This window comes from Kitasatospora sp. NPDC041988, from assembly GCF_055588525.1.
In genome coordinates, this window is record NZ_JBVJCO010000057.1 from 27,585 (window position 1) to 52,845 (window position 25,261).

Annotated in this window: 22 protein-coding genes; 15 read left to right on the top strand and 7 right to left on the bottom strand. The window is 73.3% G+C overall.

Translation table 11 applies throughout. The features are described 5' to 3' along the window. Positions 1 to 48 precede the first annotated feature (48 nt). Genes ACZ6NC_RS36785 through ACZ6NC_RS36795 form a run of 3 tightly spaced genes read right to left on the bottom strand, consistent with a single transcriptional unit; the run spans position 49 to position 2,962 of the window. Positions 49 to 867, bottom strand: coding sequence for a heme ABC transporter ATP-binding protein (locus ACZ6NC_RS36785; protein WP_465738233.1), 819 nt, complete (start codon positions 865 to 867; stop codon positions 49 to 51). Then, positions 864 to 1,934 (bottom strand): FecCD family ABC transporter permease, encoded by a 1,071-nt coding sequence (locus ACZ6NC_RS36790; protein WP_465738234.1) that lies wholly within the window; start codon positions 1,932 to 1,934, stop codon positions 864 to 866. The genes ACZ6NC_RS36785 and ACZ6NC_RS36790 overlap by 4 nt, the downstream gene beginning before the upstream one ends. Next, the gene (locus ACZ6NC_RS36795; protein WP_465738235.1) at positions 1,931 to 2,962 is read right to left on the bottom strand and encodes a heme/hemin ABC transporter substrate-binding protein; all 1,032 of its coding nucleotides are present in this window, start codon (positions 2,960 to 2,962) and stop codon (positions 1,931 to 1,933) included. Before ACZ6NC_RS36795 ends, ACZ6NC_RS36790 begins: the two co-directional genes overlap by 4 nt. A 160-nt stretch (positions 2,963 to 3,122) precedes the next feature. On the opposite strand from ACZ6NC_RS36795, the gene ACZ6NC_RS36800 reads away from it, so the two are divergent. Both ACZ6NC_RS36800 and ACZ6NC_RS36805 read left to right on the top strand, forming a co-directional pair. Next, entirely contained in the window at positions 3,123 to 4,676 is a 1,554-nt protein-coding gene (locus ACZ6NC_RS36800; protein ID WP_465738236.1) for an HtaA domain-containing protein, read from the top strand. Between the two features lie 40 nt (positions 4,677 to 4,716). Then, a complete protein-coding gene (locus tag ACZ6NC_RS36805; protein WP_465738237.1) occupies positions 4,717 to 6,354 on the top strand; it encodes an HtaA domain-containing protein in 1,638 nt (545 codons plus the stop codon). A gap of 72 nt (positions 6,355 to 6,426) precedes the next feature. On the opposite strand, the gene ACZ6NC_RS36810 is transcribed toward ACZ6NC_RS36805, so the two are convergent. After that, positions 6,427 to 7,098: a biliverdin-producing heme oxygenase gene (locus ACZ6NC_RS36810; protein ID WP_465738238.1), complete on the bottom strand. Its 672-nt coding sequence runs from the start codon at positions 7,096 to 7,098 to the stop codon at positions 6,427 to 6,429. Positions 7,099 to 7,356: 258 nt separating this feature from the next. Further along, positions 7,357 to 7,848 (bottom strand): inorganic diphosphatase, encoded by a 492-nt coding sequence (locus tag ACZ6NC_RS36815; RefSeq protein ID WP_148643392.1) that lies wholly within the window; start codon positions 7,846 to 7,848, stop codon positions 7,357 to 7,359. A 76-nt stretch (positions 7,849 to 7,924) separates the two neighbouring features. Between ACZ6NC_RS36815 and dacB the strand changes: the two genes are divergently transcribed. From dacB to folE, 6 genes are all read left to right on the top strand, one after another. Further along, the gene (gene dacB, locus ACZ6NC_RS36820; protein ID WP_465738239.1) at positions 7,925 to 9,568 is read left to right on the top strand and encodes a D-alanyl-D-alanine carboxypeptidase/D-alanyl-D-alanine endopeptidase; all 1,644 of its coding nucleotides are present in this window, start codon (positions 7,925 to 7,927) and stop codon (positions 9,566 to 9,568) included. A gap of 133 nt (positions 9,569 to 9,701) precedes the next feature. Then, a complete protein-coding gene (locus ACZ6NC_RS36825; RefSeq protein ID WP_465738240.1) occupies positions 9,702 to 10,883 on the top strand; it encodes a zinc-dependent metalloprotease in 1,182 nt (393 codons plus the stop codon). Between the two features lie 385 nt (positions 10,884 to 11,268). After that, the gene (tilS, locus tag ACZ6NC_RS36830) at positions 11,269 to 12,396 is read left to right on the top strand and encodes a tRNA lysidine(34) synthetase TilS (protein WP_465738241.1); all 1,128 of its coding nucleotides are present in this window, start codon (positions 11,269 to 11,271) and stop codon (positions 12,394 to 12,396) included. Positions 12,397 to 12,467: 71 nt separating this feature from the next. Beyond that, on the top strand, positions 12,468 to 13,022 hold the full coding sequence (hpt, locus tag ACZ6NC_RS36835) for a hypoxanthine phosphoribosyltransferase (protein WP_030059589.1): 555 nt from the start codon (positions 12,468 to 12,470) through the stop codon (positions 13,020 to 13,022). A gap of 240 nt (positions 13,023 to 13,262) precedes the next feature. After that, the gene (ftsH, locus tag ACZ6NC_RS36840; protein ID WP_465738242.1) at positions 13,263 to 15,314 is read left to right on the top strand and encodes an ATP-dependent zinc metalloprotease FtsH; all 2,052 of its coding nucleotides are present in this window, start codon (positions 13,263 to 13,265) and stop codon (positions 15,312 to 15,314) included. A 110-nt stretch (positions 15,315 to 15,424) separates the two neighbouring features. Continuing rightward, positions 15,425 to 16,030, top strand: coding sequence for a GTP cyclohydrolase I FolE (gene folE, locus ACZ6NC_RS36845; RefSeq protein ID WP_465614340.1), 606 nt, complete (start codon positions 15,425 to 15,427; stop codon positions 16,028 to 16,030). A gap of 39 nt (positions 16,031 to 16,069) precedes the next feature. Here folE and ACZ6NC_RS36850 read toward each other — a convergent pair whose 3' ends face one another. Both ACZ6NC_RS36850 and ACZ6NC_RS36855 read right to left on the bottom strand, forming a co-directional pair. After that, positions 16,070 to 16,858 carry a ferritin-like domain-containing protein gene (locus ACZ6NC_RS36850; protein WP_465738243.1) on the bottom strand — a complete coding sequence of 263 codons (789 nt, stop codon included), beginning with the start codon at positions 16,856 to 16,858 and terminating at the stop codon, positions 16,070 to 16,072. Positions 16,859 to 17,005: 147 nt separating this feature from the next. Continuing rightward, positions 17,006 to 18,166 (bottom strand): alpha/beta hydrolase, encoded by a 1,161-nt coding sequence (locus ACZ6NC_RS36855; RefSeq protein WP_465738244.1) that lies wholly within the window; start codon positions 18,164 to 18,166, stop codon positions 17,006 to 17,008. Between the two features lie 374 nt (positions 18,167 to 18,540). On the opposite strand from ACZ6NC_RS36855, the gene ACZ6NC_RS36860 reads away from it, so the two are divergent. The 7 genes from ACZ6NC_RS36860 to ACZ6NC_RS36890 all read left to right on the top strand — a co-directional run bounded on the left by ACZ6NC_RS36860 (position 18,541) and on the right by ACZ6NC_RS36890 (position 25,127). Then, positions 18,541 to 20,376, top strand: coding sequence for a phosphatidylglycerol lysyltransferase domain-containing protein (locus ACZ6NC_RS36860; RefSeq protein ID WP_465738245.1), 1,836 nt, complete (start codon positions 18,541 to 18,543; stop codon positions 20,374 to 20,376). Positions 20,377 to 20,447: 71 nt separating this feature from the next. Further along, on the top strand, positions 20,448 to 21,353 hold the full coding sequence (gene folP / locus ACZ6NC_RS36865; RefSeq protein WP_465738246.1) for a dihydropteroate synthase: 906 nt from the start codon (positions 20,448 to 20,450) through the stop codon (positions 21,351 to 21,353). 31 nt (positions 21,354 to 21,384) lie between these two features. Then, positions 21,385 to 21,867 (top strand): nuclear transport factor 2 family protein, encoded by a 483-nt coding sequence (locus ACZ6NC_RS36870; protein WP_465738247.1) that lies wholly within the window; start codon positions 21,385 to 21,387, stop codon positions 21,865 to 21,867. A gap of 247 nt (positions 21,868 to 22,114) precedes the next feature. After that, positions 22,115 to 22,474, top strand: coding sequence for a dihydroneopterin aldolase (gene folB, locus ACZ6NC_RS36875; RefSeq protein ID WP_030059580.1), 360 nt, complete (start codon positions 22,115 to 22,117; stop codon positions 22,472 to 22,474). Positions 22,475 to 22,514: 40 nt separating this feature from the next. Beyond that, a complete protein-coding gene (gene folK / locus ACZ6NC_RS36880; protein ID WP_465738248.1) occupies positions 22,515 to 23,114 on the top strand; it encodes a 2-amino-4-hydroxy-6-hydroxymethyldihydropteridine diphosphokinase in 600 nt (199 codons plus the stop codon). A 210-nt stretch (positions 23,115 to 23,324) separates the two neighbouring features. Beyond that, positions 23,325 to 23,813 (top strand): DUF3180 domain-containing protein, encoded by a 489-nt coding sequence (locus ACZ6NC_RS36885; RefSeq protein WP_465738249.1) that lies wholly within the window; start codon positions 23,325 to 23,327, stop codon positions 23,811 to 23,813. A 144-nt stretch (positions 23,814 to 23,957) separates the two neighbouring features. Next, positions 23,958 to 25,127: a hypothetical protein gene (locus ACZ6NC_RS36890; RefSeq protein WP_465738250.1), complete on the top strand. Its 1,170-nt coding sequence runs from the start codon at positions 23,958 to 23,960 to the stop codon at positions 25,125 to 25,127. Positions 25,128 to 25,261 lie beyond the last annotated feature (134 nt).

Here is a 25,261-nt window from a genome sequence, read left to right on the forward strand (position 1 = left end):
GCCAATGAGGGCGGGCCGGTGAGGGGCGGGGCCGGCGAGGGCTGAGCCTCAGCCCCGCTCCGGCAGCACCAGCGGGACGCCCGTCCGTGGGTGCGGCAGCACCTCGACCGGGTGGCCGTACACCTCGCTGAGCAGCGGCGCGCGCAGCACCTCGGCCACCGGGCCGGCCGCCACCGTGGCACCGCCGGTCAGCAGCACCACCCGGTCCGCGTAGGCCGCCGCCAGCGAGAGGTCGTGCAGTACCACGACCACGCCGTCCCCGGCGGCCGCGCGGGCCCGGGCCACCCGCAGCACCAGCTCCTGGTGGCGCAGGTCGAGTGCGGCCGTGGGCTCGTCCAGGAGGAGCAGCGGGGTCCGTTGGGCCAGCACCCGGGCGAGCGCCACCCGGGCCCGTTCGCCGCCGGAGAGCGCGGTGAACGGGCGGTCGGCGAAGGCGGCGGACTCGGTGGCGGCCATCGCCTCGGCGACCACCGCCTTGTCCTCGGCGGCGGCCGCGGTGCCGGCCCAGGGGGCGCGGCCCATCCGGATCACCTCGCCCGCCGGGAACGGGAAGGACAGCGCGGCGGACTGCGGCAGCAGCGCCCGGTGCCGGGCGAGTTCGGCGGTGCTGTAGCCGCTCAGCGGGCGGCCGAGCAGCCGGACGTCACCCGTGGTCGGCGGGAGGTCCCCGGCCAGGACGGAGAGCAGGGTGGACTTGCCGGCGCCGTTCGGGCCGAGCAGCGCGACCACCTCGCCCGCCGTCACCCCGACCGCGGCGCCGGCCAGCAGTTCGCGCCCGCCGACGGTCAGCCGGACGGCGTCGGCGGTGAGCAACTCGACGCCGGGTGCGGGCCGTTCGGGTATCTCGTGGCGGGTGCGCAGCCTCATGCCCAGCCTCCCTGCTTGGTCCTGGTCCGGCGTAGCAGCCAGAAGAAGAACGGGCTGCCGATCAGCGCGGTGAGCACGCCGAGCGGCAGTTCGGCGGGCTCGGCAAGGGTGCGGGCGGCGAGGTCGCCGGCGACCAGGACGAGCGCGCCGCCGAGTGCGGAGCCGGGCAGCAGGAAGCGGTGGCCCGGGCCGACCGCCATCCGCAGCAGGTGCGGCACGACGAGGCCGACGAAGCCGATGATGCCGCTGACCGCGACGGCGGCGGCGGTGAGCAGCGCGACGACGGTGATCAGCACCAGCCGCATCCGTTCGACGTCCACCCCGAGGTGGCGGGCCGGGCGTTCGCCGAGCGCCAGCAGGTCCAGCTTCCGCGCGTACAGCGGGGCGACGGCCAGCCCGGCGGCGGCGAACGGCAGGACGGCGAGCACCTTTCCCCAGGAGGCCTGGGAGAGCGAGCCGAGCTGCCAGAAGGTGACCTGGCTGATCGCTGCCGAGTCGGCGGTGAAGAGGAAGAGGCCGATCAGGGCGCCGCAGAAGGAGTTCACGGCGACCCCGGTGAGGATCAGCGTGACCACCTCGGTGCGGCCGCCGGAGCGGGACATCGCGTAGACCGCGAAGACCGTCGACAGGCCGGTGGCGAAGGCGGCGACGGTCACCGTCCAGCTGCCGAGCGCGTCCAGGCCGAGGACGATGCAGCCCACCGCGCCGACCGCGCCGCCGGAGGAGACGCCGATCACGGCCGGCTCGGCCAGCGGGTTGCCGAAGACGCCCTGCATCAGCGCGCCGGCGCAGCCGAGCGAGCCGCCGACGAGCAGGGCGAGCACCACCCGGGGGAGGCGGACGTTCCAGAGCACCGATTCGGGGACGCGGTCCAGTCGGTGCCCGCCGAGGCCGAGCCGGTGGGCGAAGGAGGCGAGGATGTCGCCGAGCGGGATGCGGTAGGCGCCGATGCCGGCCGCGAGCAGGGCGCAGAGCACCAGGGCGGCGGCGAGCGCGGCGGTGACGAGGGCGGTCCGGCTCCGGATGGTGGGCAGCGGGACGCTCTTCTCCCGTACGGCGGTGCTCACTTGGCGGCCGCCGCCGGGTAGAGCTGTTCGGCGAGCTCGCGGAGCACCTGCGGGGTGCGCGGGCCGTAGCTGAGCAGTTGGCCGTCCTCGATCGAGACGATCCGGCGGTCCAGCCCGGCCGGGGTCTGGGCGACGCCGGGCAGCTTGAGCAGGCCGTCGACGCCGCCGACCGACTCCAGGCCCTTGCTCATCACCAGGATCGCGTCGGGGGCGGCCTTGACCAGGGCCTCGCTGGTGAGCGGGGTGAAGTCGCCGGTGAGCCCGGCGGCCTTGCCGGCGTCCTCGCCGCCGACCGCCTCGATCAGCGAGCCGGCGCCGGAGGCGGGGCCGCCGAGCAGGAAGACGGAGGCGCTGCCGCGCAGGTAGAGGAAGGCGACCTTGGGGTGGTGGTCGGTGGCGGGCAGCGCGGCCTTCGCCCCGGTGATCCGCTGCTCGGTGCGCTCCTTCAACTGCCGCCCGGCGTCCGGGACTCCGAGGGCGGCGGCGACGGTGTCGATCCGCGGGCCGACGTCGGCGAGCTGTTTGGCGTCGTCCAGGACGACCAGCGGGACGCCGGCCGCACGGATCTGCGCGACCGCCTCGGCCGGGCCAGTGGAGCGGTCGGCGAGGACGACGGTCGGGCGGAGCGAGAGCACGCCCTCGGCGGAGACGTCGTGGGCCTGGGTGATCACCGGCAGGGCGGCGGCCTGTCGGAAGGTGGTGGAGACGTCCCGGGCGACCACCTTGGGGCCGAGGCCGAGGCTGAAGACGATCTCGGCGAGGCTCCCGTTGAGCGGGACGATGCGGTCGGCGCTGGTGACGGTCACCTGGCGGCCGTCGGCGGAGGCGGCGGTGGCCGGCAGCCGGGGTGCGGCTTCGCCGGGCAGCGGTTCGACCGTGTCGGGGGCTTTCGAGGCGCTCCTCCCGGAGGCTGCGCCGGTGGTGCCGGAGGCCGGGCCGCAGGCGGTGGACGTGAGCAGCAGGCCGAGGGCGAGCAGCAGGAGGGCGGGCCCGCGGGCCGCCCGGTCTCGGATCGTACTGCTGCTCAACGTGTTTCCCTTCGACGGGAGTTGGCGCCGCCGACGGCCCGGTGGTCAGGGGCTGAGGCGGGACTCTTGACTCATATATTAGGTTAGCCTTACCTGAGTTTCGCAAGGGGGTCGGCGCTGCGCCGACCCCTTCCCCAGTCGTGCCGAGGAGTGATCCGCCGTGCCTCTGCCCAGACGGCTCCGTCGCCTGGCCGCCACCCTGGTGGCCGCCCTCGCCGCCCTCCTGGCCGTGGCGCTGCTGCCCGGCCGGGCCGCAGCGGCGGAGGGCGGAGTCTCCGGCGGGCGGCTGGACTGGGGGATCAAACAGTCCTTCCTGACGTACGTCACCGGCCCGATCGCCAAGGGGAGTTGGGGGCTGACCGGCGGCGCCGCCACGGTCGGCGGCAGCACCTTCCGGTTCCACTCGGCCGCCGGCACGTACGACCCGGCGACCGGCGCGCTGAGCGCCGCCTTCTCCGGCGGCGTCCGGTTCACCGGGCACCGGGAGAACGGCGCCGACGCCCTCGACCTCAGCATCGGCCGGCTCACCTTCCGGGCCGCCCCGGGCGGCGCGGCCGGGCTGTACGCGGACGTCAGCAGCAAGTCCAGGGAGACCGGTCAGGTCAGCAGCGCGAGCCAGGCCAAGCTGGCCGATCTCTCCCTGGCCGGCGTAGACCTGCGCGGCGCGGCCGGCACCCTGACACTCAGCGGCGTGCCCGCCACGCTCACCGACGCCGGGGCGAAGGCCTTCGGCAGCTTCTACACCGCCGGCACGGCACTGGATCCGGTCAGCCTCTCGGTCAACCTTCCTGCCGCGCGGGCGACGTCGGCGGCAGCCTCCCCGCCAGCCCCGCCGACCCCGCCCGCCGCGCCGACGGCCACGTCTTCGAGCGAGGCCCCGGCGACCCCGGCGGCCCCAGTGAAGGCCGAGTTCACCAACGGCGCGCTCGACTGGGGCGTCCGCCGGACCTTCCGCGACTACGTCACCGGCGCGATCGCCAAGGGCCGTTGGGAGCTCGGCGGTGGCGCGGCGGACGGCGGCGCGTTCTTCCGCTGGACCTCGGCCAAGGGCACGTACGACCCGGCGGCCGGCACCCTCACCGCCGCCTTCAGCGGCAACGTCCGCTTCACCGGCCTCCCGGGCGGCGGCGGCCTCGGCCTCGACCTCACCCTGGCCGACCCCGGCGTCACGGTGACCGGCGGCCAGGGCCGGCTGACCGCCGACGTCTCCGGCCGGACGCCGGACGGCACGGCACAGCAGCTGTCCGGCGTCGAGCTTGCCGCCTTCGACGCGGCGGGCCTGAAGACCGAGGGCGGCCTGCTGAAGGCCGTCGAGGTGCCGCTCAAGCTCACCGAGGCGGGCGCCAAGGCCTTCGGCAGCCTCTACCCGGCGGGCACCGAGATGGACCCGCTGAGCTTCGCCGTCGCCCTCGACCCGGCGGCGGCGCTGCCCCCGCTGCCGGACATCGGCAGCGCCGCGCCCACCACACCAGCCGCTCCGGGCCCGGCCGCCACCACGACACCCTCCACCGCGGCAACCGTCGCCGCGCCCTCCTCCTCGGACGGCGTCCCGGTGGGGGTGGTGGCCGGCGGGCTGCTGGTGGCCGCGCTGGCCGTGGCCGGCGGCGTGTTCGCCCGGCACCGGCGCCGGACCGCCCCCGCGGGCCCGGCCTCCGCCCCCGCCGATGCCGATGCCGACCCGGCCCACCCCGTCACCCCCGCCGACCCGGCCTGACGTCGGCCTCCTTCCCCTGCTCACCGAACGGAGTCCCACCATGTCCCGCAGCACCGTCCTGCCCGCAGGCCGCCGCAACCGCCCCCGGCTCGCCGCCCTCGCGGCCGCCACCGCAGGCCTCGGTCTGACCGCCGTCGGCGCCCCCGCGTTGGCCTTCGGTGCCGGCGGGCCCGGCAGCGTCACCTACGACACCGGCGCGTTGGACTGGGGGGTGAAGGCGAGCTTCCGCAGCTACGTCAACGGGCCGATCGGCCAGGGCGCCGTGGAGCTGACCGGAGGCGCCACCGCCAACGCCGACGGCAGCTTCCACTTCGGCCTGGCGAGCGCGAGCTACGACCTGACCACCCACGCGCTCAGCTCGGCCTTCACCGGCGGCGTCCGGTTCACCGCCCACCACGGCGCGCTGGACATCGCGCTGAGCGACCTGAAGCTCACCACCTCGGGGACGACCGGCACGCTCACCGCCGACACCGCGTCCAAGGAGTCGATGGGAGCCCCCGAGATCACCCGACGGGACGACGTGCCGCTGGTGACGTTCACCGTCGCGCGGGACACCACCAACGGCGTGCCGACGGCGGCCAGGCTCACCGAGCAGGGTGCCAAGGCGTTCGCGGGCTTCTACCAGGCGGGTGCGGACATGGACCCGCTGTCGCTGCTGCTGAAGCAGAGTCCGGCCACGCCGTCGCCGACCGCGTCGGCCTCGGCCTCGGCCACCGCGACGGTCACGCCGTCCGCGAGCCAGTCCCCGAGCCAGTCCCCGAGCGCGTCCGCCTCGCCGTCCGCGACGGCCTCGTCGAGCGCCACCGCCACCGCCACGGCCACCGCCTCGGCCACCGGGACGGCATCCGCCACCTCGACCCCGTCCGCGACCGGCACGCCCATTTCGAGCGGCACCCCGTCCGCCACCACCGCGCCGAGCGGCAACGGCGAACTCGCCATCGTCAACGGCACCCTGGACTGGTCGGTCAAGGAGAGCTTCCGCTCCTACCTGGCCAAGCCGATGACCGGCGGCAAGGTGGAGTTCGGCGGCGGCGCGGCCGACTACCGCTTCGGCGGGGGCACCGGCACGTACAACACCACGAGCCATACGGTGGCGGCCGGCTTCGACGGCTCGGTCCGCTTCCTCGGCCACCCGGACGCGGCCGGCGGCGGCTACCAGCTGGACACCACGCTCGCCAAGCTCGGCCTGAAGATCGACAAGGACGGCGCCTACCTGACCGCCGACGTCAACGCCAAGGCCCAGGACGGCACGACCACCTCGCTCGCCGCCGTCCGGCTCGCCAAGCTGGACCTCGCCAAGGCGAAGGTGACCCCGGTCGACGGGGTGGTGACGCTCTCCGGCCTGCCGGCCACCCTGACGGCCGAGGGCGTGCCCGCGTTCGGCAACTACCAGGCGGGCGAGGCACTCGACCCGGTCTCCGTCTCGCTGGCCTTCGGCCGTGGCGCCCGGCTGCCGGGCCCCGCACCGGTCGCCGCGGTGGCCGGCGCCGGGGGCACCGGCTCCGGCACGGCCGGCGGCGCCTCGCTGACCGCCACCGGCAGCACCGGCCTCGGCGGTGTGCTGGCGTCGACCGGCTCGTCCGCCCCGGTGGTGCCGCTGCTGGTCACCGCCGTCGGGCTGCTGCTGGCCGGTGGCGGCGCCACCGTGCTGGTCCGCCGCCGGAGCCCGCAGGTCTGATCCGGCAACCGCAACGGCCCGGCCCCGACGAGTGGTGGCTCGCCGGGGCCGGGCCGTTGGTTGAAGAAACGTTCAGGCGCTCAGCGGGTAGCGCGCATCGAGGTCGCGGAAGATCGCACCGTTGAGCTCGAAGGCCCGCTTGCACTCCTCGACCACCCGGCGGCGCCCGACCTCGTCCAGTGCCAGCCCGGCCGCGTCCAGCTTGGCCCGGTACTGCCTCTTGAAGGCGGCCGGGTTGTCGACCTCCTCGAAGACGTAGAACCGAACGCCGTCGCCCTTGCGCTCGAAGCCCCAGGTCTTCTCGGCGATCCCGCGGATGATCTGACCGCCCGACAGGTCGCCGAGGTAGCGGGTGTAGTGGTGCGCGACGTACCCGGCCGGCCACTCGGCCGCCAGCTCCTCCACCCGGGCCGCGTACGCGGCGGTGGCCGGCAGCGGCGTCAGCCCCGCGCGCCAGCCGGGGCCGCGCAGGTGTGCCAGGTCGCGCTCGATGGCGGCGGTCCGCAGCAGCGCCCGGTCGATGAACGGCCCGGCCACCGGGTGTTCCGCCAGCTCGCCGGCCCGGCCCTCCAGGGCCCGGTAGACGTACCAGAGCTGGCCCGTGAGGTCGGCGTACGCCTCGATCCCGAGGCGCCCGCCGAGCAGGTGGCTCATGAACGAGGACTGCTCCGCGGCCTCGTGCTCCTCGCTGCTGGCGGTACGGAGCACGGTGGAGAACGGGATGGGCTGCTCGGGCGTGGACATGCGGCCTCCAGGGATCGAAATCGGCCCGGCTCATTATGGTTAGCCTAGCCTAAGTTCGCGTGATGCCGACAGGGTGTCGGCAACCCCGGGCGCAACCCCGGGCGCAGGCCAGGACCACGCCCCAGCCCCGGCCCCGGACCCAGACCCGGCCCCGGACACGGCGAAGGCCGGGGCCCGCGGACGATTCCGCGTACCCCGGCCTCCGACTGCCTCGACCTACCTCGAACTGCCCTGGGCGAACGAGATCGGTACGACGGCTCAGTGACCGCCCTGCTCCGCCAGTCGCTTGATCGACGCGGTGACCTCGGCCTCGGCCTCGGCGCGGCCGACCCAGTTGGCACCCTCGACCGACTTGCCCGGCTCCAGGTCCTTGTAGACCTCGAAGAAGTGCTGGATCTCCAGGCGGTCGAACTCCGACACGTGGTGGATGTCCTGCAGGTGCTCCCAGCGCGGGTCCGTCGCCGGGACGCAGAGCAGCTTGTCGTCGCCGCCGGCCTCGTCCGTCATCTTGAACATGCCGATGACGCGGCACTTGATCAGGCAGCCGGGGAAGGTCGGCTCCTCGAGGATGACCAGGGCGTCCAGCGGGTCGCCGTCGTCCGCGAGGGTGCCCTCGACGTAGCCGTAGTCGGCGGGGTAGCGGGTCGAGGTGAACAGCATCCGGTCGAGACGAAGGCGACCGGTCTCGTGGTCGACCTCGTACTTGTTGCGAGAGCCCTTAGGGATTTCGATAAGGACGTCGAATTCCAACGGTTCCTCCAAGGTAGGGACTGACAGAATCCAAGTGTCTCCTACGGGAGTGAGTGCTCAGGAAAGGGGCCGGTCGGTGGGTGCAGGGGTCGGGGCGGGGCGCCGCCGCAGGGGGACGGCCGCGGGGCTGTTCGGGGCGGCACTACTGGTCGCCGGGGCGGTCCTGACCTCGGGCGGTGGTGCGTACGCGCAGCCGTCCCCGTCGCCGGGAGGGCAGAGCACCACCGGCCGCGGCGAGGGCGACGACCGGGACGGCAGACCCGGCGACAAGGGCGACAAGGGCGACAACGGGGGCAACGGCAACAACGGCAAGGGCAAGGGGCGCACCGGCGCCACCGAGACGCCCCGCCCGGCCGGAACCGGCGCCGGCAACGGACCGGTCGCCGACCCCACCACCGCCTCCGGTGCCCCCGCCTCGCCGGCCACCGCCCGCCCGGCCCCCGCCGCCGGGGCCGTGCTGGCCTCCGTCGAGGCCGGGCCGACCGCCGGGCTGCCCACGGGCCAGGGTCTCCAGCAGGCGCTCGCCACCGCGCTCGGGGACCGGAACCTCGGCACCGTCAGCTTCGCCGTCGCGGACACCGCCGGCGGCCGGCTCCTCTACGGCTCGGGGGAGAACACCCCCGCCACGCCCGCCTCCACCACCAAGCTGGCGACCACGATCGCCGCGCTCTCGCTGATCCCGGGCGACACCCGGCTGACCACCCGGGTCGTCAAGGGCACCGACCCCGGCGAGATCACCCTCGTGGGTGGTGGCGACCCCACCCTCACCGCGCTGCCCGCCGACCAGGTGCAGATCGCCGGCCTGCCCGCCGACGCCGACACCGCCCCCGCCTCGCTGGACGCACTGGCCCGGCAGACCGCCGCCGCCCTCAAGGCCACCGGCACCACCACGGTCAAGCTCGACTACGACCTCTCGCTGTACTCCGGCAGCCCGCAGCACAAGAACCACGACGGCTACAACATCGCGCTCGTCACCTCGCTGATGGTGGACGAGGGCAAGGTCGACCCGAAGAGCAGGGAGGACGCGCCCGCCCGCGTCGCCGACCCGGCAGGCGCGGCCGCCGAGGCCTTCGCGGCCGCGCTGAAGGCCCAGGGCGTCACCGTCGAGGGCAGGGCCAAGCCCGCCGCCGCCCCCGCGGCCGCCACCGCGCCCGTCCTCGGCCGGGTGGACTCGCCGACCGTCGCCCGCCTGGTCGAACGGCTGCTGACCACCTCCGACAACACCCTCGCCGAGGCGATCGCCCGTCAGGCCGCGCTCGCCGCGCACCAGCCGGCCAGCTTCGAGGGCGCCGCCACCGCCGTCACCCAGGAACTCGCCCGGCTCGGCGTGCCGATGACCGGGGTGTCCCTCAACGACGGCAGCGGACTGCACACGGGCAACGCGATCCCGCCGGCCGTCCTGGTCCAACTGCTCTCGCTGGCCGCCTCGGACCAGCGCCCGACGCTGCGTCCGGTGCTCACCGGCCTGCCCATCGCGGGCTTCACCGGCACCCTCGGCAAGCGCTTCGGCTCCGGCTCCGGCGCGGCCGAGGCGGCCGGCCTGGTCCACGCCAAGACCGGCACTCTCAACGGCGTCAACACCCTGGCCGGCACGGTGGTGGACGCCGAGGGCCGGCTGCTGTCCTTCGCCGTGATGACCAGGACCACCGCCTCCGCCGACACCGCCCGCGCCGCCATGGACCGCATCGTCGCCCGCCTCGCCGCCTGCGGCTGCCACTGACGGTCCGACAGGTGGCCGCCGGGCGCGATCCCGGCGGCCGGGCGCCGTTCGCGCGGTCCTCGTCCGGTGCCGCCCCGCAGGCCGTCGGTACCTGTGGCTCCCCCCGATGGGCGAGAGCACGTACGGTGAGGGCATGACGAGCGCGAGCGGCGGTGCTGACATGGTCGACTGGAATCTCGCGGTCGCAACCGCGACCAGGCTGGTGCGGCCCGGCCCGGAGGTGAGCCGCGCCGAGGCGGCGGCCGTCGTGGCCGAGCTGCGCAGGCACGCCCTGGAGGCCGAGGAGCACGTCCGGGCGTTCACCGGCATGCGGTCCAGCAGCCTCGTGGAGGCCGCCGCGACCCCGGTGCTGATCGTGGACCGCCCCGGCTGGGTGCGGGCCAACGTGGCGGGCTTCCGCACGATCGTCCAGCCGCTGGTGGAGAAGCTCCAGGCCCGCCGGGCGAGCGGCGCGGCCGCCGGCGTCCTCGGCACGGTGGGGGAGAAGGCCACCGGGATCGAGGTCGGCGCCCTGCTGGCCTTCCTCTCCACCAAGGTGCTCGGCCAGTACGAGACCTTCGCCCCGGCAGAGCCCTCGCTGGAGGCGCCGGACAGCCCGGCCGCGCTGTTCGACAAGCCCCGGCTGGGCCCCGACGGCCCCGGCCCGGGCCGGCTGCTGCTGGTGGCGCCGAACATCGTGCACGTCGAGCGGGAGCTGGACGTCGACCCGGCCGACTTCCGGCTCTGGGTCTGCCTGCACGAGGAGACCCACCGCACCCAGTTCACCGCCGTGCCGTGGCTGCGTGACCACATCCAGTCCGAGGTGCAGTCCTTCCTGTCCGAGACGGACGTCGACCCGGGGGCGCTGCTGGACCGGCTGCGCGACGCGGCCGGCTCGCTCGGCGGCGGCCTGCCGGGCCTCGGCGGCCGCGGCGAGGCCGGACAGGCCTCCACCGGCCTGCTGGAGATCGTCCAGTCGCCGGCCCAGCGCGAGATCCTGGGCCGGCTGACGGCAGTGATGTCGCTGCTGGAGGGCCACGCGGACGTGGTGATGGACGGCGTGGGCCCGGCGGTGGTGCCGAGCGTCGCGGAGATCCGGGAGAAGTTCCAGCAGCGCCGGGATCGCGGAGCCAACCGGCTGGACCTGGTGCTGCGCCGGCTGCTCGGCATGGACGCCAAGCTCCGCCAGTACCAGGACGGCGCGGTCTTCGTGCGCGGCGTGGTGGAGCGGGTCGGCATGGAGGGCTTCAACCGGGTCTGGACGTCGCCGAACACGCTGCCGACCAAGGACGAGATCCACGATCCGGCGGCCTGGGTGGCCCGAGTCGCAAGGTAGTTCGCCCGCTCGCCTCCGGGCCGCTCTCCCTCGTTCCTCGGGGCCTCCTCGCTCCTCCCTCTCGGCACCGGCGTGCCCCTTCGGCTCGGGGCGGTGGTTCGCGGGCTGCTCGGTCGGGGCGGGGCGGGGGCTGCGGCCTGAAAGGCGGTCGACGGCGGTCAAACCCGTTCGTACGAGTGGTCCAGTCGTGCAGATGGCGGGTGAAGATACGTTTCTCCATTCACCCGAACGTGGGACGGTGGTCGTACCGGTGGCGCGGGTGGCGTAGCGGGTGCCTCCTTTCTGCCACCATCTGTGAGCGCCCGGTAACACGGTGCTCACAGATGCGCGGTCCCCGCCGCGCCCACCGCCGTCCTGTCCCCCCTCCGCCAAGGAGCCGTCCGCCGTGGGACCACACCCCGCTGTCGCCGCGATACGCCTGGCCGTACGCCGCACGCTCACCGACCTCGCCGCAGAGGCCGGCACCACCTTCACCGCGCCCGTGCGCGAGCCCCGCGACCGCCCGAGCGGGGCGCCGCTGGTCGGCGCCGCCGTCGGGACCACCCTGATCGGCAACGCCCACCGCCACCCCTCCGGGCTGCCGCGCACCCCGGCCGCGCCCGGTTCGCCGCTCGTCCTGGTCGCCGTCAGCGGTGGCGCGGACTCCATGGCGCTGGCCATCGCGGCCGCCTTCGAAGCCCCCAAGATCGGTCTGCGGGTCGGCGCCGTCACCGTCGACCACGGTCTCCAGGCCGGCTCCGCCGACCGCGCCGCCCAGGTCGCCGAGCGGCTCCGCTCGCTCGGGCTCGACCCGGTCGAGGCGGTCCCGGTCCGGGTCGGTCACGCCGGCGGCCCCGAGGCCGCCGCCCGGGACGCCCGCTACGCAGCCCTGGACGAGGCCGCCGAGCGCCACGGAGCGGTCGCCGTCCTACTCGGCCACACCCGCGACGACCAGGCCGAGACGGTGCTGCTCGGCCTGGCCCGCGGCTCCGGCTCCCGCTCGCTGGCCGGGATGCCGGCCCAGAAGGGCCGCTACCGCCGCCCGCTGCTGGAGCTGGACCGGGCCGCCACCCGCCAGGCCTGCTCCGCCCAGGCGATCCCGGTCTGGGACGACCCGCACAACTGCGACCCCGCCTACACCCGCTCCCGGGTGCGCCACGAGGTGCTGCCGGTGCTGGAGAAGCACCTCGGCGGCGGCGTGGTCGAGGCGCTGGCCCGCACCGCCCGGCTGTTCCGGGACGACGCCGACGCGTTGGACCAGTGGGCCGCGCTGGCCGAGCGCGACCTCCGGACGGGCGAGGGCACGCTGGACGCCGCCAAGCTGGCCGAACTGCCACCCGCGGTACGCCGCCGGGTGCTGCGCCGGGCCGCGCTGCGGGCGGGCTGCCCGGCCGGGGACCTCTTCGCGCGCCACCTCGAAACGATCGACCTGCTGGTCACCGGATGGCGCGGCCAGGGACCGTTGCACCTACCCGGGGGCGTCGAAGCCACCCGCAGGTGTGGCACGCTGGTCTTTCGGCGGCAGGGCGACTGACGGGCAGGCATGCCCCCGGGGCGCCGGGCCGCCGGCCATCCAGACCCCGAACGTTTGAGGACGTATCCCCGGTGGACCAGAACGACATGGGCGCTGACCTCGCGAAGGTGCTCATCAGCAAGGACGAGATCGACGCCAAGCTCCTGGAGCTGGCCGAGCGCATCGACCGGGACTACGCAGGCAAGGACCTGCTGATCGTCGGCGTCCTCAAGGGGGCCGTGATGGTCATGGCGGACCTCGCCCGTGCCCTGCACTCGCAGGTCACCATGGACTGGATGGCGGTCTCCTCGTACGGGATGGGTACCAAGTCCTCCGGCGTGGTGCGGATCCTCAAGGACCTCGACACCGACATCGCCGGCCGGGACGTCCTGATCGTCGAGGACATCATCGACTCGGGCCTGACCCTGTCCTGGCTGCTCGGCAACCTGGGCTCGCGCGGCCCGGCCTCGCTGGAGGTCTGCACCCTGCTGCGCAAGCCGGACGCGGCCAAGGTCGAGATCGACGTCAAGTACGTCGGCTTCGACATCCCCAACGAGTTCGTGGTCGGTTACGGCCTCGACTACGCGGAGAAGCTGCGCAACCTCCCCTTCATCGGCACCCTCGCCCCGCACGTCTACGGCGGCTGAGAAAACGGTCCCGGGGCCCCGTTCGGGCTACGGGCGGGAACAGTACGCCGTTCCCGCCCGTTGGATCGGGGGAAATAGAAATACGTCGTGTCGCTGTGCTCCCGCCACCGGCGGGTCGGACTGCGGTACGGTCCAATAAAACCGCTCTTCACATGAGCAGAAACCGGATGCGCCGGCGGCCCTCGAGCCCCGCGGCGCCGCTGAGTGGCAGGAGGGACGGGGCGGCAACGCCCCGCATGGATGGACGTCAAGCGATACTTCCGTGCGCCGATCATGTGGATCGTGCTGGCCGTCCTCGCCGTCATCGTGCTGATGCAGGTCGTTTCTGACTCGAACGGCTACAAGACGGTGGACACCGGGCAGGTCGTCGCAGCGATCGATGCCAAGCAGGTCAAGTCGGCGCAGATCACCACCGGTGACTCGAACACGATCAAGATCCAGCTGAAGGACGGCGCCAAGCTGTCCGACGCCGGCACGGGCAAGCCCCCGTCCGGCAGCAAGTTCCAGGCCTCGTACATCGGCGACCAGGGTGTTGGGATCGCCGACAAGCTCCAGGCCCAGATCAACGACAACGACCAGAGCACACTCTCCGACGGCTACACCATCAGCCCGGAGAAGCAGAGCACCTTCGTCAGCCTCCTGCTGTCGATGCTGCCCATCGTGATCATCGTGCTGGTCTTCCTGTTCCTGATGAACCAGATGCAGGGCGGCGGCTCGCGCGTCATGCAGTTCGGCAAGTCCAAGGCCAAGCTGCTCACCAAGGACACCCCGAAGACCACCTTCTCGGATGTCGCCGGTGCGGACGAGGCGGTCGAGGAGCTCCACGAGATCAAGGAGTTCCTGCAGGAGCCGGCCAAGTTCCAGGCCGTCGGCGCCAAGATCCCCAAGGGTGTGCTGCTGTACGGCCCGCCCGGTACCGGTAAGACCCTGCTGGCGCGTGCCGTCGCGGGCGAGGCCGGGGTGCCGTTCTACTCGATCTCCGGTTCCGACTTCGTCGAGATGTTCGTGGGTGTCGGCGCCAGCCGCGTCCGCGACCTCTTCGAGCAGGCCAAGGCGAACGCCCCGGCGATCGTCTTCGTCGACGAGATCGACGCCGTCGGCCGGCACCGCGGTGCGGGCCTCGGCGGCGGCCACGACGAGCGCGAGCAGACCCTCAACCAGCTGCTGGTCGAGATGGACGGCTTCGACGTCAAGGGCGGCGTGATCCTGATCGCCGCGACCAACCGCCCCGACATCCTGGACCCGGCGCTGCTGCGCCCGGGCCGTTTCGACCGCCAGATCGCGGTCGAGCGCCCCGACCTCCAGGGCCGGCTGGACATCCTCAAGGTGCACCAGAAGGGCAAGCCGATCGCGCCCGACGTCGACCTCTCGGCCGTCGCCAAGCGCACCCCCGGCTTCACCGGCGCGGACCTGTCGAACGTCCTCAACGAGGCCGCTCTGCTGACCGCCCGTTCGGACAAGAAGCTGATCGACAACAACATCCTGGACGAGGCGATCGACCGCGTCGTGGCGGGTCCGCAGAAGCGCACGCGGATCATGTCCGACAAGGAGAAGAAGATCACCGCGTACCACGAGGGCGGTCACGCCCTGGTGGCGGCGGCGTGCCCCAACAGCGACCCGGTGCACAAGATCACGATCCTGTCCCGCGGCCGGGCCCTCGGCTACACCATGGTGCTGCCGGACGAGGACAAGTACTCCACCACCCGCAACGAGATGCTCGACCAGCTGGCCTACATGCTGGGCGGGCGCGCGGCGGAGGAGCTGGTCTTCCACGACCCGACCACCGGTGCCTCGAACGACATCGAGAAGGCCACCGCCACCGCGCGGGCCATGGTCACCCAGTACGGCATGACCGAGCGCCTCGGCGCGATCAAGTTCGGCTCGGACAACTCGGAGCCGTTCCTCGGTCGTGAGATGGGCCACCAGCGCGACTACTCGGAAGAGGTCGCCGGGCTGGTCGACGAAGAGGTCAAGAAGCTCATCGAGAACGCGCACAACGAGGCCTGGGAGATCCTGGTCGAGAACCGCGACGTGCTCGACAACCTGGTCCTGGAGCTCCTGGAGAAGGAGACCCTCAACAAGGAGCAGATCGCCGAGATCTTCTCGACCATCGTCAAGCGCCCGGCCCGGCCGGCCTGGACGGGCTCGTCCCGTCGGACGCCGTCCACCCGGCCGCCGGTGCAGTCGCCGAAGGAGCTGGCGCTCACCAACGGCGCCGCCGCCACCGACACCGCCCCGGTGGACGTGGTGAAGCTCCCGCCGCTGCCGGCGGAGCCGCCCACGGAGGGCTGATCCGGCGCCTGGACAGTACGGAATGGATGCCGCGTCACCGGGGTTTGTACCCTGGAGGCGCGGCATCCGTGCTGTTCAGCCAGTCGTTCCCACTAGTTAGCGAGGCCCGCATGATCGACCCGGTGACGCTCGACGGTCCGCCCGCCGTCGGGATCTTCGACCAGAAGCGGGCCGAGAACGCCATCCGCGAGCTGCTGCTCGCCGTGGGGGAGGACCCGGACCGCGAGGGGCTGCTGGAGACGCCGGCCCGGGTCGCCCGGGCATACAAGGAGATATTCGCGGGCCTCTGGCAGGAGCCCGAGGACGTCCTCACCACCACCTTCGACCTCGGCCACGACGAGATGGTGCTGGTCAAGGACATCGAGCTGACGTCCGTCTGCGAGCACCACCTGGTGCCGTTCCGGGGCGTGGCGCACGTGGGGTACATCCCGTCGGCCAGCGGGAAGATCACCGGCCTGTCCAAGCTGGCCCGGCTGGTGGACGTCTACGCCCGCCGCCCGCAGGTGCAGGAGCGGCTCACCAGCCAGGTCGCCGACGCGCTGATGCGGATCCTCGAACCGCGCGGGGCGATCGTCGTGGTCGAGTGCGAGCACATGTGCATGTCGATGCGCGGTATCCGCAAGCCCGGCGCCAAGACCATCACGTCCTGCGTGCGCGGCCAGCTCCGCGACCCGGCCACCCGGGCCGAGGCGATGAGCCTCATCATCGGGCGGTAGCGGTAGCGGTAGGGGCACAGCGGCAGTCGGAGAGGGCGCTCAGAGCGACCCCTGCTCGGCGTGCGGCGGGGCCGGGGTGCCCAGGGCGTTGCGGCGCTCGGGCATCCGCAGCTTCACCATCCGCCGCCAGCCGAACGCCAGGTCGTAGAGGTAGAGCGCGTGGACGCCGGCCGTCACCACGGCCAGCTGCCAGCGCGGCCAGCGGAGGATCTTCGCCATCCGGCCGGTCACCGCGAGGCCGACGTCCCGGTGGGTGCGGATCTCGCCGCGCGCGCTGGTCTCCAGGGTGTGCCGGATGTACGGGCCGTGGCCCTCGGCGGCCAGCCGGAGCAGCTCCTCGTGGCAGTAGGCGAGGTGGTTGTCCTCGTCGGCGGAGATCATCCGCATCGCCCGGCCGAGGTCCGGGTTGTCGCCGTACACCTTGACCAGCTGGCGCATCTGCTCGGCCGCGCGCTGCTCGGTGACCCGGCTGTGCACCAGGTAGGTGATGATCTCGCGCTCGGCGAGCGGGATGTCGCTGTTCAGCCGCTCGTGCGAGAGGCCGACGCCCTGGCGCTCCAGCAGCATGCAGTAGTCGGCCTCGGCGGGGACGTCCACTTTGGGCAGGCCGCGCTTGTTCAGCAGCTGGGTGAAGATCCGGCCGTGCTTGCGTTCGTCGGCGCCGTGCCGGGCGATCTTGGGGGCGAGGATCGGGTCCCGGGTGAGTGCGGTGATCCGCTCGTTCTCCCAGCCGCCCTGGTCCTCGCCACCGGCCGCGATGCTGCAGAACAACTGGTAGGCCTCGTCGTTCCGGTAGATCTCGTTGAAGAGCGATCGGGTGCTGAGCATGGGGCCTCCTGCTCGGATCCGGGCCGACACCGGCCGGTCGGTCGGGCGGTCGCGATACGTTCCCGCGGGGTGCCGGCCGGCCCGCCCGACCAGCCGGTAATCACCCGACCGGCGGCGGGGCGCCGGGCACCGGGCACCGGGCGGCGGTCAGGTCCAGGTGAGCCGGGCGCCCATCCACTCCAGGGCGGCGGGCAGCTCGCGGAGCCAGCTCTCGAAGTTGTGGCCCCCGTCGTCCAGGTAGAGCGACTCGACCTTGAACTGCGGGTTGGCCGCCGACACCTGCTGGGCCAGCTCGACGAACTTCACCGTCTCCGGGTAGTCGGCCTCCTTGCGGCTGCTGATCACCATCAGCGAGAGGTTCGGCGCGGGGAGGTTCTGCAGCCGCCAGTTGAGGTCGCTCTGGTCGGCCAGCCCCTTGTCTCCGCCGAAGAGGTTGCCGCCGGTGAACTGGTCCTCGGCCACCTTGAAGTCGCCGTGCATGCCGACCCCGTTGCCGAAGACCTCCGGGTAGCGCATCGCCAGCCGCATCGCGCAGCTGCCGCCGGTGGAGAAGCCGAGCACGCCCCAGGAGGAGGCGGAACGGCTGACCCGGTACGTGGCGCGCAGTGCCTCGGGCACGTCAGTGGCGAACCAGGACTCGGTGCGCGGCCCGCCGGGGACGTCCACGCACTCGGTGTTGCGCGGCGGGGCGACGGTCGGGCGGGTCATCACGATGATCGCGGGCGCCATCTTGCCGGCCTTGCGCAGCTCCCAGGCGGTCTGCGGGACGGGGAGCTCCTTCATCAGGTTCAGGCTGGTGCCGGGGAAGCCGGAGATGCCCAGCAGCACCGGGAAGCGCACCATGGCGAGCTTCGGGGCGAAGTACTCCGGCGGGAGGTAGACGAACATCTGGTCGGAGAGGCCGGTCTCCTTGCCGGTGACCCGGACGGACTCGATCTTGCCGACCTCCTCCGGCGGGCCCTTGGGCAGGTCGGTGACGGCCTCCATGCCGCCCTCGTTGCTGGGCTGGATCAGCGCGTCGGAGACCGGGGTGCCGCCGTGGTGGTTCTCGTTGCTGGTGAGCGTCAGCTTGGCGCCGCCGGGGTCGAGCAGATCGTCCCAGGAGGTGTAGAAGCCGAAGGAGTTGTTGACCGACAGCGCCAGCACGGCCAGCACCGAGACCTGAGTGACTGCCATCAGGCCGATCCGGCCGATCACCGGCAAGGGGCGTTGGCGGGCGAGCCGGGGCCAGAGCCAGAGCGTGGCGAGCAGGGCCGCCGCGCCGAGTGCGAGCAGCGAGTTCACCAGCGCGTCGCTGGTCAGTTCCATGCCGTCGGCCTTCCGCTGGGACACTGTCGGGCAGGCTTCATCGTCTGGCGGTCCGTCAGTTCCGGCCATCGCGGCTAGGCTGTCCGGACGTCGGGGCGGGCCGGGAGGCCGGGGGTGATCCCACGCAACCGGCGCCCTAGAATGCGGCGTCCACCGTACGTACCGCGTATGCGGGGGCTCGTCGCGCCACGCGGTGCCGGGCCCCGGCTCCCACCCCTCGGCTCAATCGCAGCGCACGTCGAACACCGGTTTACCTTCCGTTTCCGGATGTTTGGTGTGTGCATTGCCTGATGAAGGAAAAGGCATGAAGGTCCATCACAACTCCTCCCCCGGAGTGACAGGACTGCGCTCCGCAGCCTCTACGCTGAGCTTCCATGAGCGTTCCCGTGTCCGTTGAGCCGAGCCCCGAGCAGCCGCCCCGCCGCCGCGGCCTGCAGACGCTTCGTACCCAAGCGGCCGCCGTCCCGAGGGCCTGGCTCCCCGGTGCGGTCGGCTACGCCTGCCTGCTGATCGGACTGGTGGACATCGCCAGCGCGGTGTTCCCCAAGCTCCGGCACACCAAGGTGCACGACCTCACCGGGCAGCTGCCCGGCGGCACCACCACCCTGGCGGCGGCCGGCACGCTCATGGTCGGCCTGCTGCTGGTGCTGCTCGCCCACGCCCTGCGCCGGCGCAAGCGGCGGGCCTGGCGCGCGGTCTGCGTGCTGCTGCCGGTCGGCGCGGCGCTGCACATCCTGCGCTGGCACCAGATCGGCCCGGCGGTGGTCTCGCTGGTGCTGTTCGCGGTGATGCTGGTGCACCGGCGCGAGTTCTACGCCAAGGCCGACCCGCGCACCCGCTGGCGGGCCGTGGTCAACCTGGCCGTGATGGGCACCGTCAGCGTGCTGATCGGCCTGCTGATCGTGTCCACCCGGACCAAGTACGAGATCGGTCACCCGGGCCTGTTCCACCGCCTGGAGCACGTCGGGTACGGGCTGTTCGGCTTCGAAGGACCGGTCGACTACACCTCGGACAAGGTCTCCGACCTGGTCGCCTACCTGCTCGGCGGGATGGGCCTGATCACCGCCTTCACCACCGCGTACCTGGCGCTGCGGCCGGAGAAGCCCAAGCCGGAGCTGACCGCCGAGGACGAGGTGAAGGTCCGCGCGCTGCTCGACCGGCACGGCGAGCGGGACTCGCTCGGCTACTTCGCGCTGCGCCGCGACAAGAGCGTGCTGTTCTCGCCCACCGGCAAGGCGGCGATCTCGTACCGGGTGGTCTCCGGCGTGATGCTCGCCTCCGGCGACCCGGTCGGCGACGTCGAGGCCTGGCCGGGTGCGATCAAGGTCTTCATGGCCGAGGCCCGCGAGCACGCCTGGGTGCCGGCCGTGATGGGCTGCAGCGAGGTCGGTGGCGAGGTCTGGACCCGCGAGGCGGGGCTGGACGCGCTGGAGCTCGGCGACGAGGCGATCGTCGACACGAGTACCTTCTCGCTCTCCGGCCGGGCCATGCGCAACGTCCGGCAGATGGTCAAGCGGATCGAGCGCAACGGCTACTCCTGCCAGGTGCGCAAGGTCGCCGACCTCACCGCGGAGGAGAAGTACCGGATCGCCGACGCCGCCGCCCGCTGGCGCGGTACCGACACCGAGCGCGGCTTCTCGATGGCGCTGGGCCGCTTCGGCGACCCGGGCGACGACGACTGCGTGGTGGTCACCGCCCACAAGGCGCCGGAGGAGGGCGAGAGCGGCGACGACCTCAAGGCTGTGCTGCACTTCGTGCCGTGGGGGCCGGACGGCATCTCGCTGGAGCTGATGCGCCGTGACCGCGCCGCCGACCCGGGCCTGAACGAGCTGCTGATCGTGGCCGCGCTGCAGGCGGTGCCGGCGATGGGCATCCGCCGGGTCTCGCTCAACTTCGCGATGTTCCGTTCGGCGCTGGCCCGCGGTGAGCGGATCGGTGCCGGGCCGGTGCTGCGGGCCTGGCGCGGGCTGCTGGTCTTCCTCTCGCGCTGGTTCCAGATCGAGTCGCTGTACAAGTTCAACGCCAAGTTCCAGCCCGAGTGGGAGCCGCGCTTCCTGGTCTTCCCGAACACCCGCGACCTGCCCCGGATCGGCTTCGCCGCGATGCAGGCCGAGGCCTTCATCACGCTCGGGATGCCGCGCTTCGGCCGCAAGCCGCAGCGGCAGGGCCTGATGCCGGGGTCGCGCCCGGAGGTCACCGAAGCCGCCTGAGCCGCGCCGCACCACTGATCGGGCCCCCACCGGGAAACATCCGGTGGGGGCCCGGTTCGATAATGGGGAGCATGAGCGATTCGCTGTCCTTCTCCCTGCCGGCCGGACTTCCGCGGCTCGACCGCTGCGCCGTGATGGGTGTGGTCAACGTGACCCCCGACTCCTTCTCCGACGGTGGGATGTGGCACGACCCCGCCCGCGCCATCGCGCACGGCCTCGCGCTGCGGGCCCGCGGCGCGGACCTAGTGGACGTCGGCGGCGAGTCCACCCGACCCGGCTCGGAGCGGGTGCCCGAGGAGGAGGAGCTCGGCCGGGTGCTGCCGGTGGTCCGCGAACTGGCCGACGCCGGGGTGGTGGTCTCCGTCGACACCATGCGCGCCTCCGTCGCCGAGCAGGCCGTGGCGGCCGGCGCCCGGATCATCAACGACGTCTCCGGCGGCCTGGCCGACCCGGCGATGGCCCGGGTGGTGGCCGAGACCGGCGCCCCGTTCGTGGTGATGCACTGGCGCGGGCAGTCCGCCGACATGGACAAGCTGGCGGTCTACGGCGACGTGGTCGCCGACGTGGTCGGCGAGCTGACCGCCCGGGTGGACGCGCTCCTGGCGGCCGGCGTCAAGGAGGAGCAGCTGATCCTGGACCCGGGCCTGGGCTTCGCCAAGACCGCCGAGCACAACTGGGCGCTGCTCGGCCGGCTCGATGCGCTCACCGGGCTCGGCCGTCCCGTCCTCGTGGCCGCATCGCGCAAGCGGTTCCTGGGTACGCTGCTCGCCGACCCGGAAACCGGGGAGCTGCGCCCGGCCAGGGAGCGCGACGACGCGACCGCTGCGGTGTCGGTGCTGTCGGCCCGGGCCGGTGCCTGGGCGGTACGGGTGCACGACGTGTCCGGCACGGCGGATGCCGTCCGGGTGGTCGCGGCCTGGCAGCGCGCGGCCCGGTTGGGCCCCTCCTGCCCGACGGCGGGCAAGGAGGGCGGGTGAAACGGGAGGGTCTGTGGCAGGTGACGGCAGGGTGAGCGGCGAGACTGCGGGTCAACGAGCCGGAGAGGCGGACCGGGAGGCCGTACTGGAGGCCAACCGGGCGCTGTACGAGGCGCTGGAGAACGGCGATCTGGAGGCGGTCGAGGACGCCTGGCTGGGGGCCGCCGAGGCCGACGACAAGGGCGGCGTGGTGTGCGTGCACCCCGGCTGGCCGGTGCTGCGCGGGCGGGCCCAGGTGACCCGCTCGTACATGCTGATCATGGCGAACACGGAGTACATCCAGTTCATCCTGACCGATGTCGAGGCCGAGGTTCACGGCGATGTGGCTCTTGTCACGTGCACGGAGAACATCCTTTCCGGCGGGGAGGCCGAGGAGGAGGGCGAACTCGGGCCGCTGGTCGGGGGAAAGGTCGTCTCGACCAATCTCTTCCGCCGTACCTCGGCCGGCTGGAAGCTCTGGTCGCACCATGGGTCACCCGTGCTGACCAGCGGTGACGACGAGGACGAGGACTGATCCGGGGGCCGTCGGGAAAACGGAGCCCGACGGTCGTCCGGGAATTTCGGATCGGTCACCGAACGTTCACGTCAATCGCCATTCCGGCGTGCGTGGCGACGGTTCGTGCCGGGTAGGACGGTCAGGCGTTGTCCGCGCTCGCAGGTAGATTCGAAACGGAGTGGCGGGCGCGATGCCCGCCTTCGCCCTGCCTGCCCACGTTCCGTCCGGGGCAGGGCCCGTCCGACTGGGAGCAGTGATTCGTTTGCTGGACCGCGTCACCCTGCGGGGCCTGCGTGCCCGGGGCCACCACGGCGTCTTCGAGCGCGAGCGCGTCGAGGGCCAGACCTTCGTCGTGGACCTGGTGCTCTACCTGGACACCCGCCCCGCCGCGTCCGGCGACGACCTCACCCGCACGGCGCACTACGGGATCGTGGCCGAGGAGGTCACCGCGATCATCGCCGGCGAACCCGTCGACCTGATCGAGACCCTCGCCCAGCGCATCGCCGACCAATGCCTGAAGCACGAAGCGGTGGAGGAGGTCGAGGTCACCGTGCACAAGCCGGACGCCCCGATCACCGTGCCGTTCGACGACGTGACCGTGACCATTCACCGGGGCCGCGCATGAGCTCGACCGCGCACCCCGTTCCAGTTGCAGAGGGATTCCGATGACCACGAGCGACCCGACCGCCTCGCCGACCACATTCGACCTGGAGCGCCGGGTGGACTCGGCCGACTCCACGCTGCACAGCCAGCGCTGCGCCGTGATCGCCCTCGGCTCCAACCTGGGCAACCGCCTGGACACCCTCCAGGGCGCCGTCGACGCCCTCGCCGACACCCCCGGGCTCCGGATCAAGGCGGTCTCCGCCGTCTACGAGACGGAGGCCGTCGGCGGCCCCGAGGAGCAGCCCAACTACTACAACGCGGTGGTCGTGCTGCGCACCTCGCTGCCCCCGCGCGACCTGCTGGAGCGCGGCAACGCGATCGAGGACGCCTTCGGCCGGGTCCGCACCGCCCACTGGGGACCGCGCACCCTGGACGTCGACATCCTCGCCTACGAGGGCGTCACCAGCGACGACCCGCAGCTGCTGCTGCCGCACCCGCGCTCGCACGAGCGGGCGTTCGTGCTCGCCCCCTGGCTGGACGCCCAGCCGGAGGCCGAGGTGCCCGGGCACGGGCAGGTCGCCGCGCTGCTGCAGGCGCTCGGCGGCGCGGACGCGCAGGGCGTCCGGCGGCGCGAGGACATCCGGCTGACGCTGCCGGAGTAGGGCCTTCGCCCGCCCGGGCCCGGCCGGCCGCACGGGGGCGCCCCCGCCCGGGCGGCCGGGGAACTCGGGCGGGGCCCCGGCCGTACGACCAGGTGTCCGCCGCACACGCAGGTGCCCGCCTGGCCGGGCGGTACGGTGGCCTGGCGCCGTCGTACCCCAAGCCCGGGGGCGGCCGCCCGACTCCGGTACCCCGGGAAGGACCATGTCCGAGTGAAGCTGCTTCGCCTCCGCCTGCTGGTCGGCATCACCGCCACGACGACGGCGCTGTCCTGGGCCGGTGCCAAGCTGTGGGCCTCCCTGGACACCCTGCCCGCCGTGCCCGGCGCGGCGCCGGTGGTCCTGGCCGCGGTGGCGGTGATCCTGCTCGCCACGGCGATCTCGCTGCGGTCCCGGCTGAAGGCGGCACGCGAGCGGCAGCCCGGGGCGAAGGGGGTCGACCCGCTGGGCGCGGCCCGCGCGGTCGTCCTTGGGCAGGCGAGCGCACTGGTCTCCGCGGTGGTCACCGGCATCTACGCGGGCGCCGGGATCTACCTGCTCGGCGAGCTGGACGTGGCGGCCCGCAAGGACCAGGCCGTGACGGCCGGCCTCTCGGTGCTGGCCGGTGTCGCGGTGATCGCGGCGGCGCTCTGGCTCCAGCACGTCTGCAAGCTGCCCGAGAATCACGACGACCCGAGCGGGCCGGCGGCCACACACCGCTGAGCAGGCCCCTTTCCGTGATCAGGGGCGATGCCGTCGGTGATCTTGGGTGAAGAGCCGGGCACGTGCGGTAAAGGTTGTGCAGTGTCAAGAGCCAAAGCCGACCCTGGGCTGACACGGCCCCAATTCGCACGCTAGTTTCTTGGCATGTCTCGCGGACGCCACCGTCATTCCTCCGTCCTCGGCCGGGTCTTTCCCCCCACCGCCGCCGGCGTGCTCATCGTCGCCGCGGTGGCCGCGCTGCTTTTCAGTCAGGACACCACCCTGGTCCGCTCGTTGGGCGTGGCCGCGGTGCTCGCGGCGCTCGGGATCGCGGTGCTGCTGCGCCAGCGCGACCGGGCCGCCCGGGCCGCGGCCGAGGTCTCCGTCGCCCAGCGGCTGCGGGCCGAGGAGCGCTTCGAGGAGCAGCTCGCCGAGGCCGAGTACGCGGCGGAGGTCGCCGAGGAGCGGGCGACCCGGTTCGGGCGCCGGCTGACGGCGGAGAAGTCGCGGCTGGCCAAGGCCGAGACGGAGATCGCCCGCCTGCTGCGCGAGCGGGCCGTGACGGTCGCCGAGCAGGCGCTCAAGGAGGCCGAGGCGGCGCAGCGCGCGCTCGCCGCGAGCCGTCCCAAGTACCCGGCCAGCCCGGCCGCCTTCGTCCGTGCCGCGTCCGTGCTGCGGCAGCTGGAGCGGCGCGCGGCGGCGCAGCAGGAGCAGCGGGAGCGCGCGGCCGGCGCGGAGGTCGCGTTGCGCGCCCGCACGGCGCCCGCGGCTGTCTCCGCGCCCGCCCCTGCGCCCGTTTCGGTGCCCGTCTCCGCGCCCGCGCCGGTGGTGCCCGCGGTGCCGGCCCCGGTGGCTCCCGCGGTTCCCGCTCCGGCGGTCTCCAGGCCTGCGGTGGTCGCCCCCGCGGCTCCGGTGCGGCCGGTCCTGACGGCGACGGTCGGCCAGCTCGGGGGCGCCCAGACCGCGCCCGCGGTGCCGGCCGAGCGGCAGCGGCCGCGGCCGGCGCAGTCCGGGGCGGCACGCGGGCAGGGTTTCAGCTTCTTCGGCCGCAACTCCGCCGGTGCCGTCCGGGCGGTGGCCCCGGCTCCCGCTGTCGGCAGCGTCGCGGAGCTCGGCGAGCGCACGGACCTGGCCGATGTGGTCGGGGACGAGGCGGTGGCCGCCCAGGCCGAGGCCGCAGCGGAGGCGCAGGCCGGGGCTCAGGTGGCGGCCGGTGCCGGGGCGGAGCCAGCCCAGGCGGTCCAGGCGGTCCAGGGTCAGCCGAAGGTCGTCGACCTGACCCCCGATGACGAGACCGAGCTGCTCCAGCTCCCGGAGCTGCGCGCCTCGCGCTGAAGCCCCCACATTGCTGCGCTCGGGGGGGGGGGGGGGGGGGGGGGGGGTCCCGCGGAGAGGGGTGTTTTTCAGGGGGGTGGGGGGGTGTTTTGGGTCCCGGGAGTCGCCGGGGCCCAGATTTGTCTCTCATGCGC

What these genes read in the sequence shown, in the direction of transcription:
- ACZ6NC_RS36785 (WP_465738233.1), bottom strand. Translation starts at nt 867, where the DNA reads ATGAGGCTGCGCACCCGCCACGAGATACCCGAACGGCCCGCACCCGGC.
- ACZ6NC_RS36805 (WP_465738237.1), top strand. Translation starts at nt 4,717, where the DNA reads ATGTCCCGCAGCACCGTCCTGCCCGCAGGCCGCCGCAACCGCCCCCGG.
- ACZ6NC_RS36810 (WP_465738238.1), bottom strand. Translation starts at nt 7,098, where the DNA reads ATGTCCACGCCCGAGCAGCCCATCCCGTTCTCCACCGTGCTCCGTACC.
- ACZ6NC_RS36825 (WP_465738240.1), top strand. Translation starts at nt 9,702, where the DNA reads ATGACGAGCGCGAGCGGCGGTGCTGACATGGTCGACTGGAATCTCGCG.
- ftsH (WP_465738242.1), top strand. Translation starts at nt 13,263, where the DNA reads ATGGACGTCAAGCGATACTTCCGTGCGCCGATCATGTGGATCGTGCTG.
- folE (WP_465614340.1), top strand. Translation starts at nt 15,425, where the DNA reads ATGATCGACCCGGTGACGCTCGACGGTCCGCCCGCCGTCGGGATCTTC.
- ACZ6NC_RS36850 (WP_465738243.1), bottom strand. Translation starts at nt 16,858, where the DNA reads ATGCTCAGCACCCGATCGCTCTTCAACGAGATCTACCGGAACGACGAG.
- ACZ6NC_RS36855 (WP_465738244.1), bottom strand. Translation starts at nt 18,166, where the DNA reads ATGGAACTGACCAGCGACGCGCTGGTGAACTCGCTGCTCGCACTCGGC.
- ACZ6NC_RS36860 (WP_465738245.1), top strand. Translation starts at nt 18,541, where the DNA reads ATGAGCGTTCCCGTGTCCGTTGAGCCGAGCCCCGAGCAGCCGCCCCGC.
- folP (WP_465738246.1), top strand. Translation starts at nt 20,448, where the DNA reads ATGAGCGATTCGCTGTCCTTCTCCCTGCCGGCCGGACTTCCGCGGCTC.
- folK (WP_465738248.1), top strand. Translation starts at nt 22,515, where the DNA reads ATGACCACGAGCGACCCGACCGCCTCGCCGACCACATTCGACCTGGAG.
- ACZ6NC_RS36890 (WP_465738250.1), top strand. Translation starts at nt 23,958, where the DNA reads ATGTCTCGCGGACGCCACCGTCATTCCTCCGTCCTCGGCCGGGTCTTT.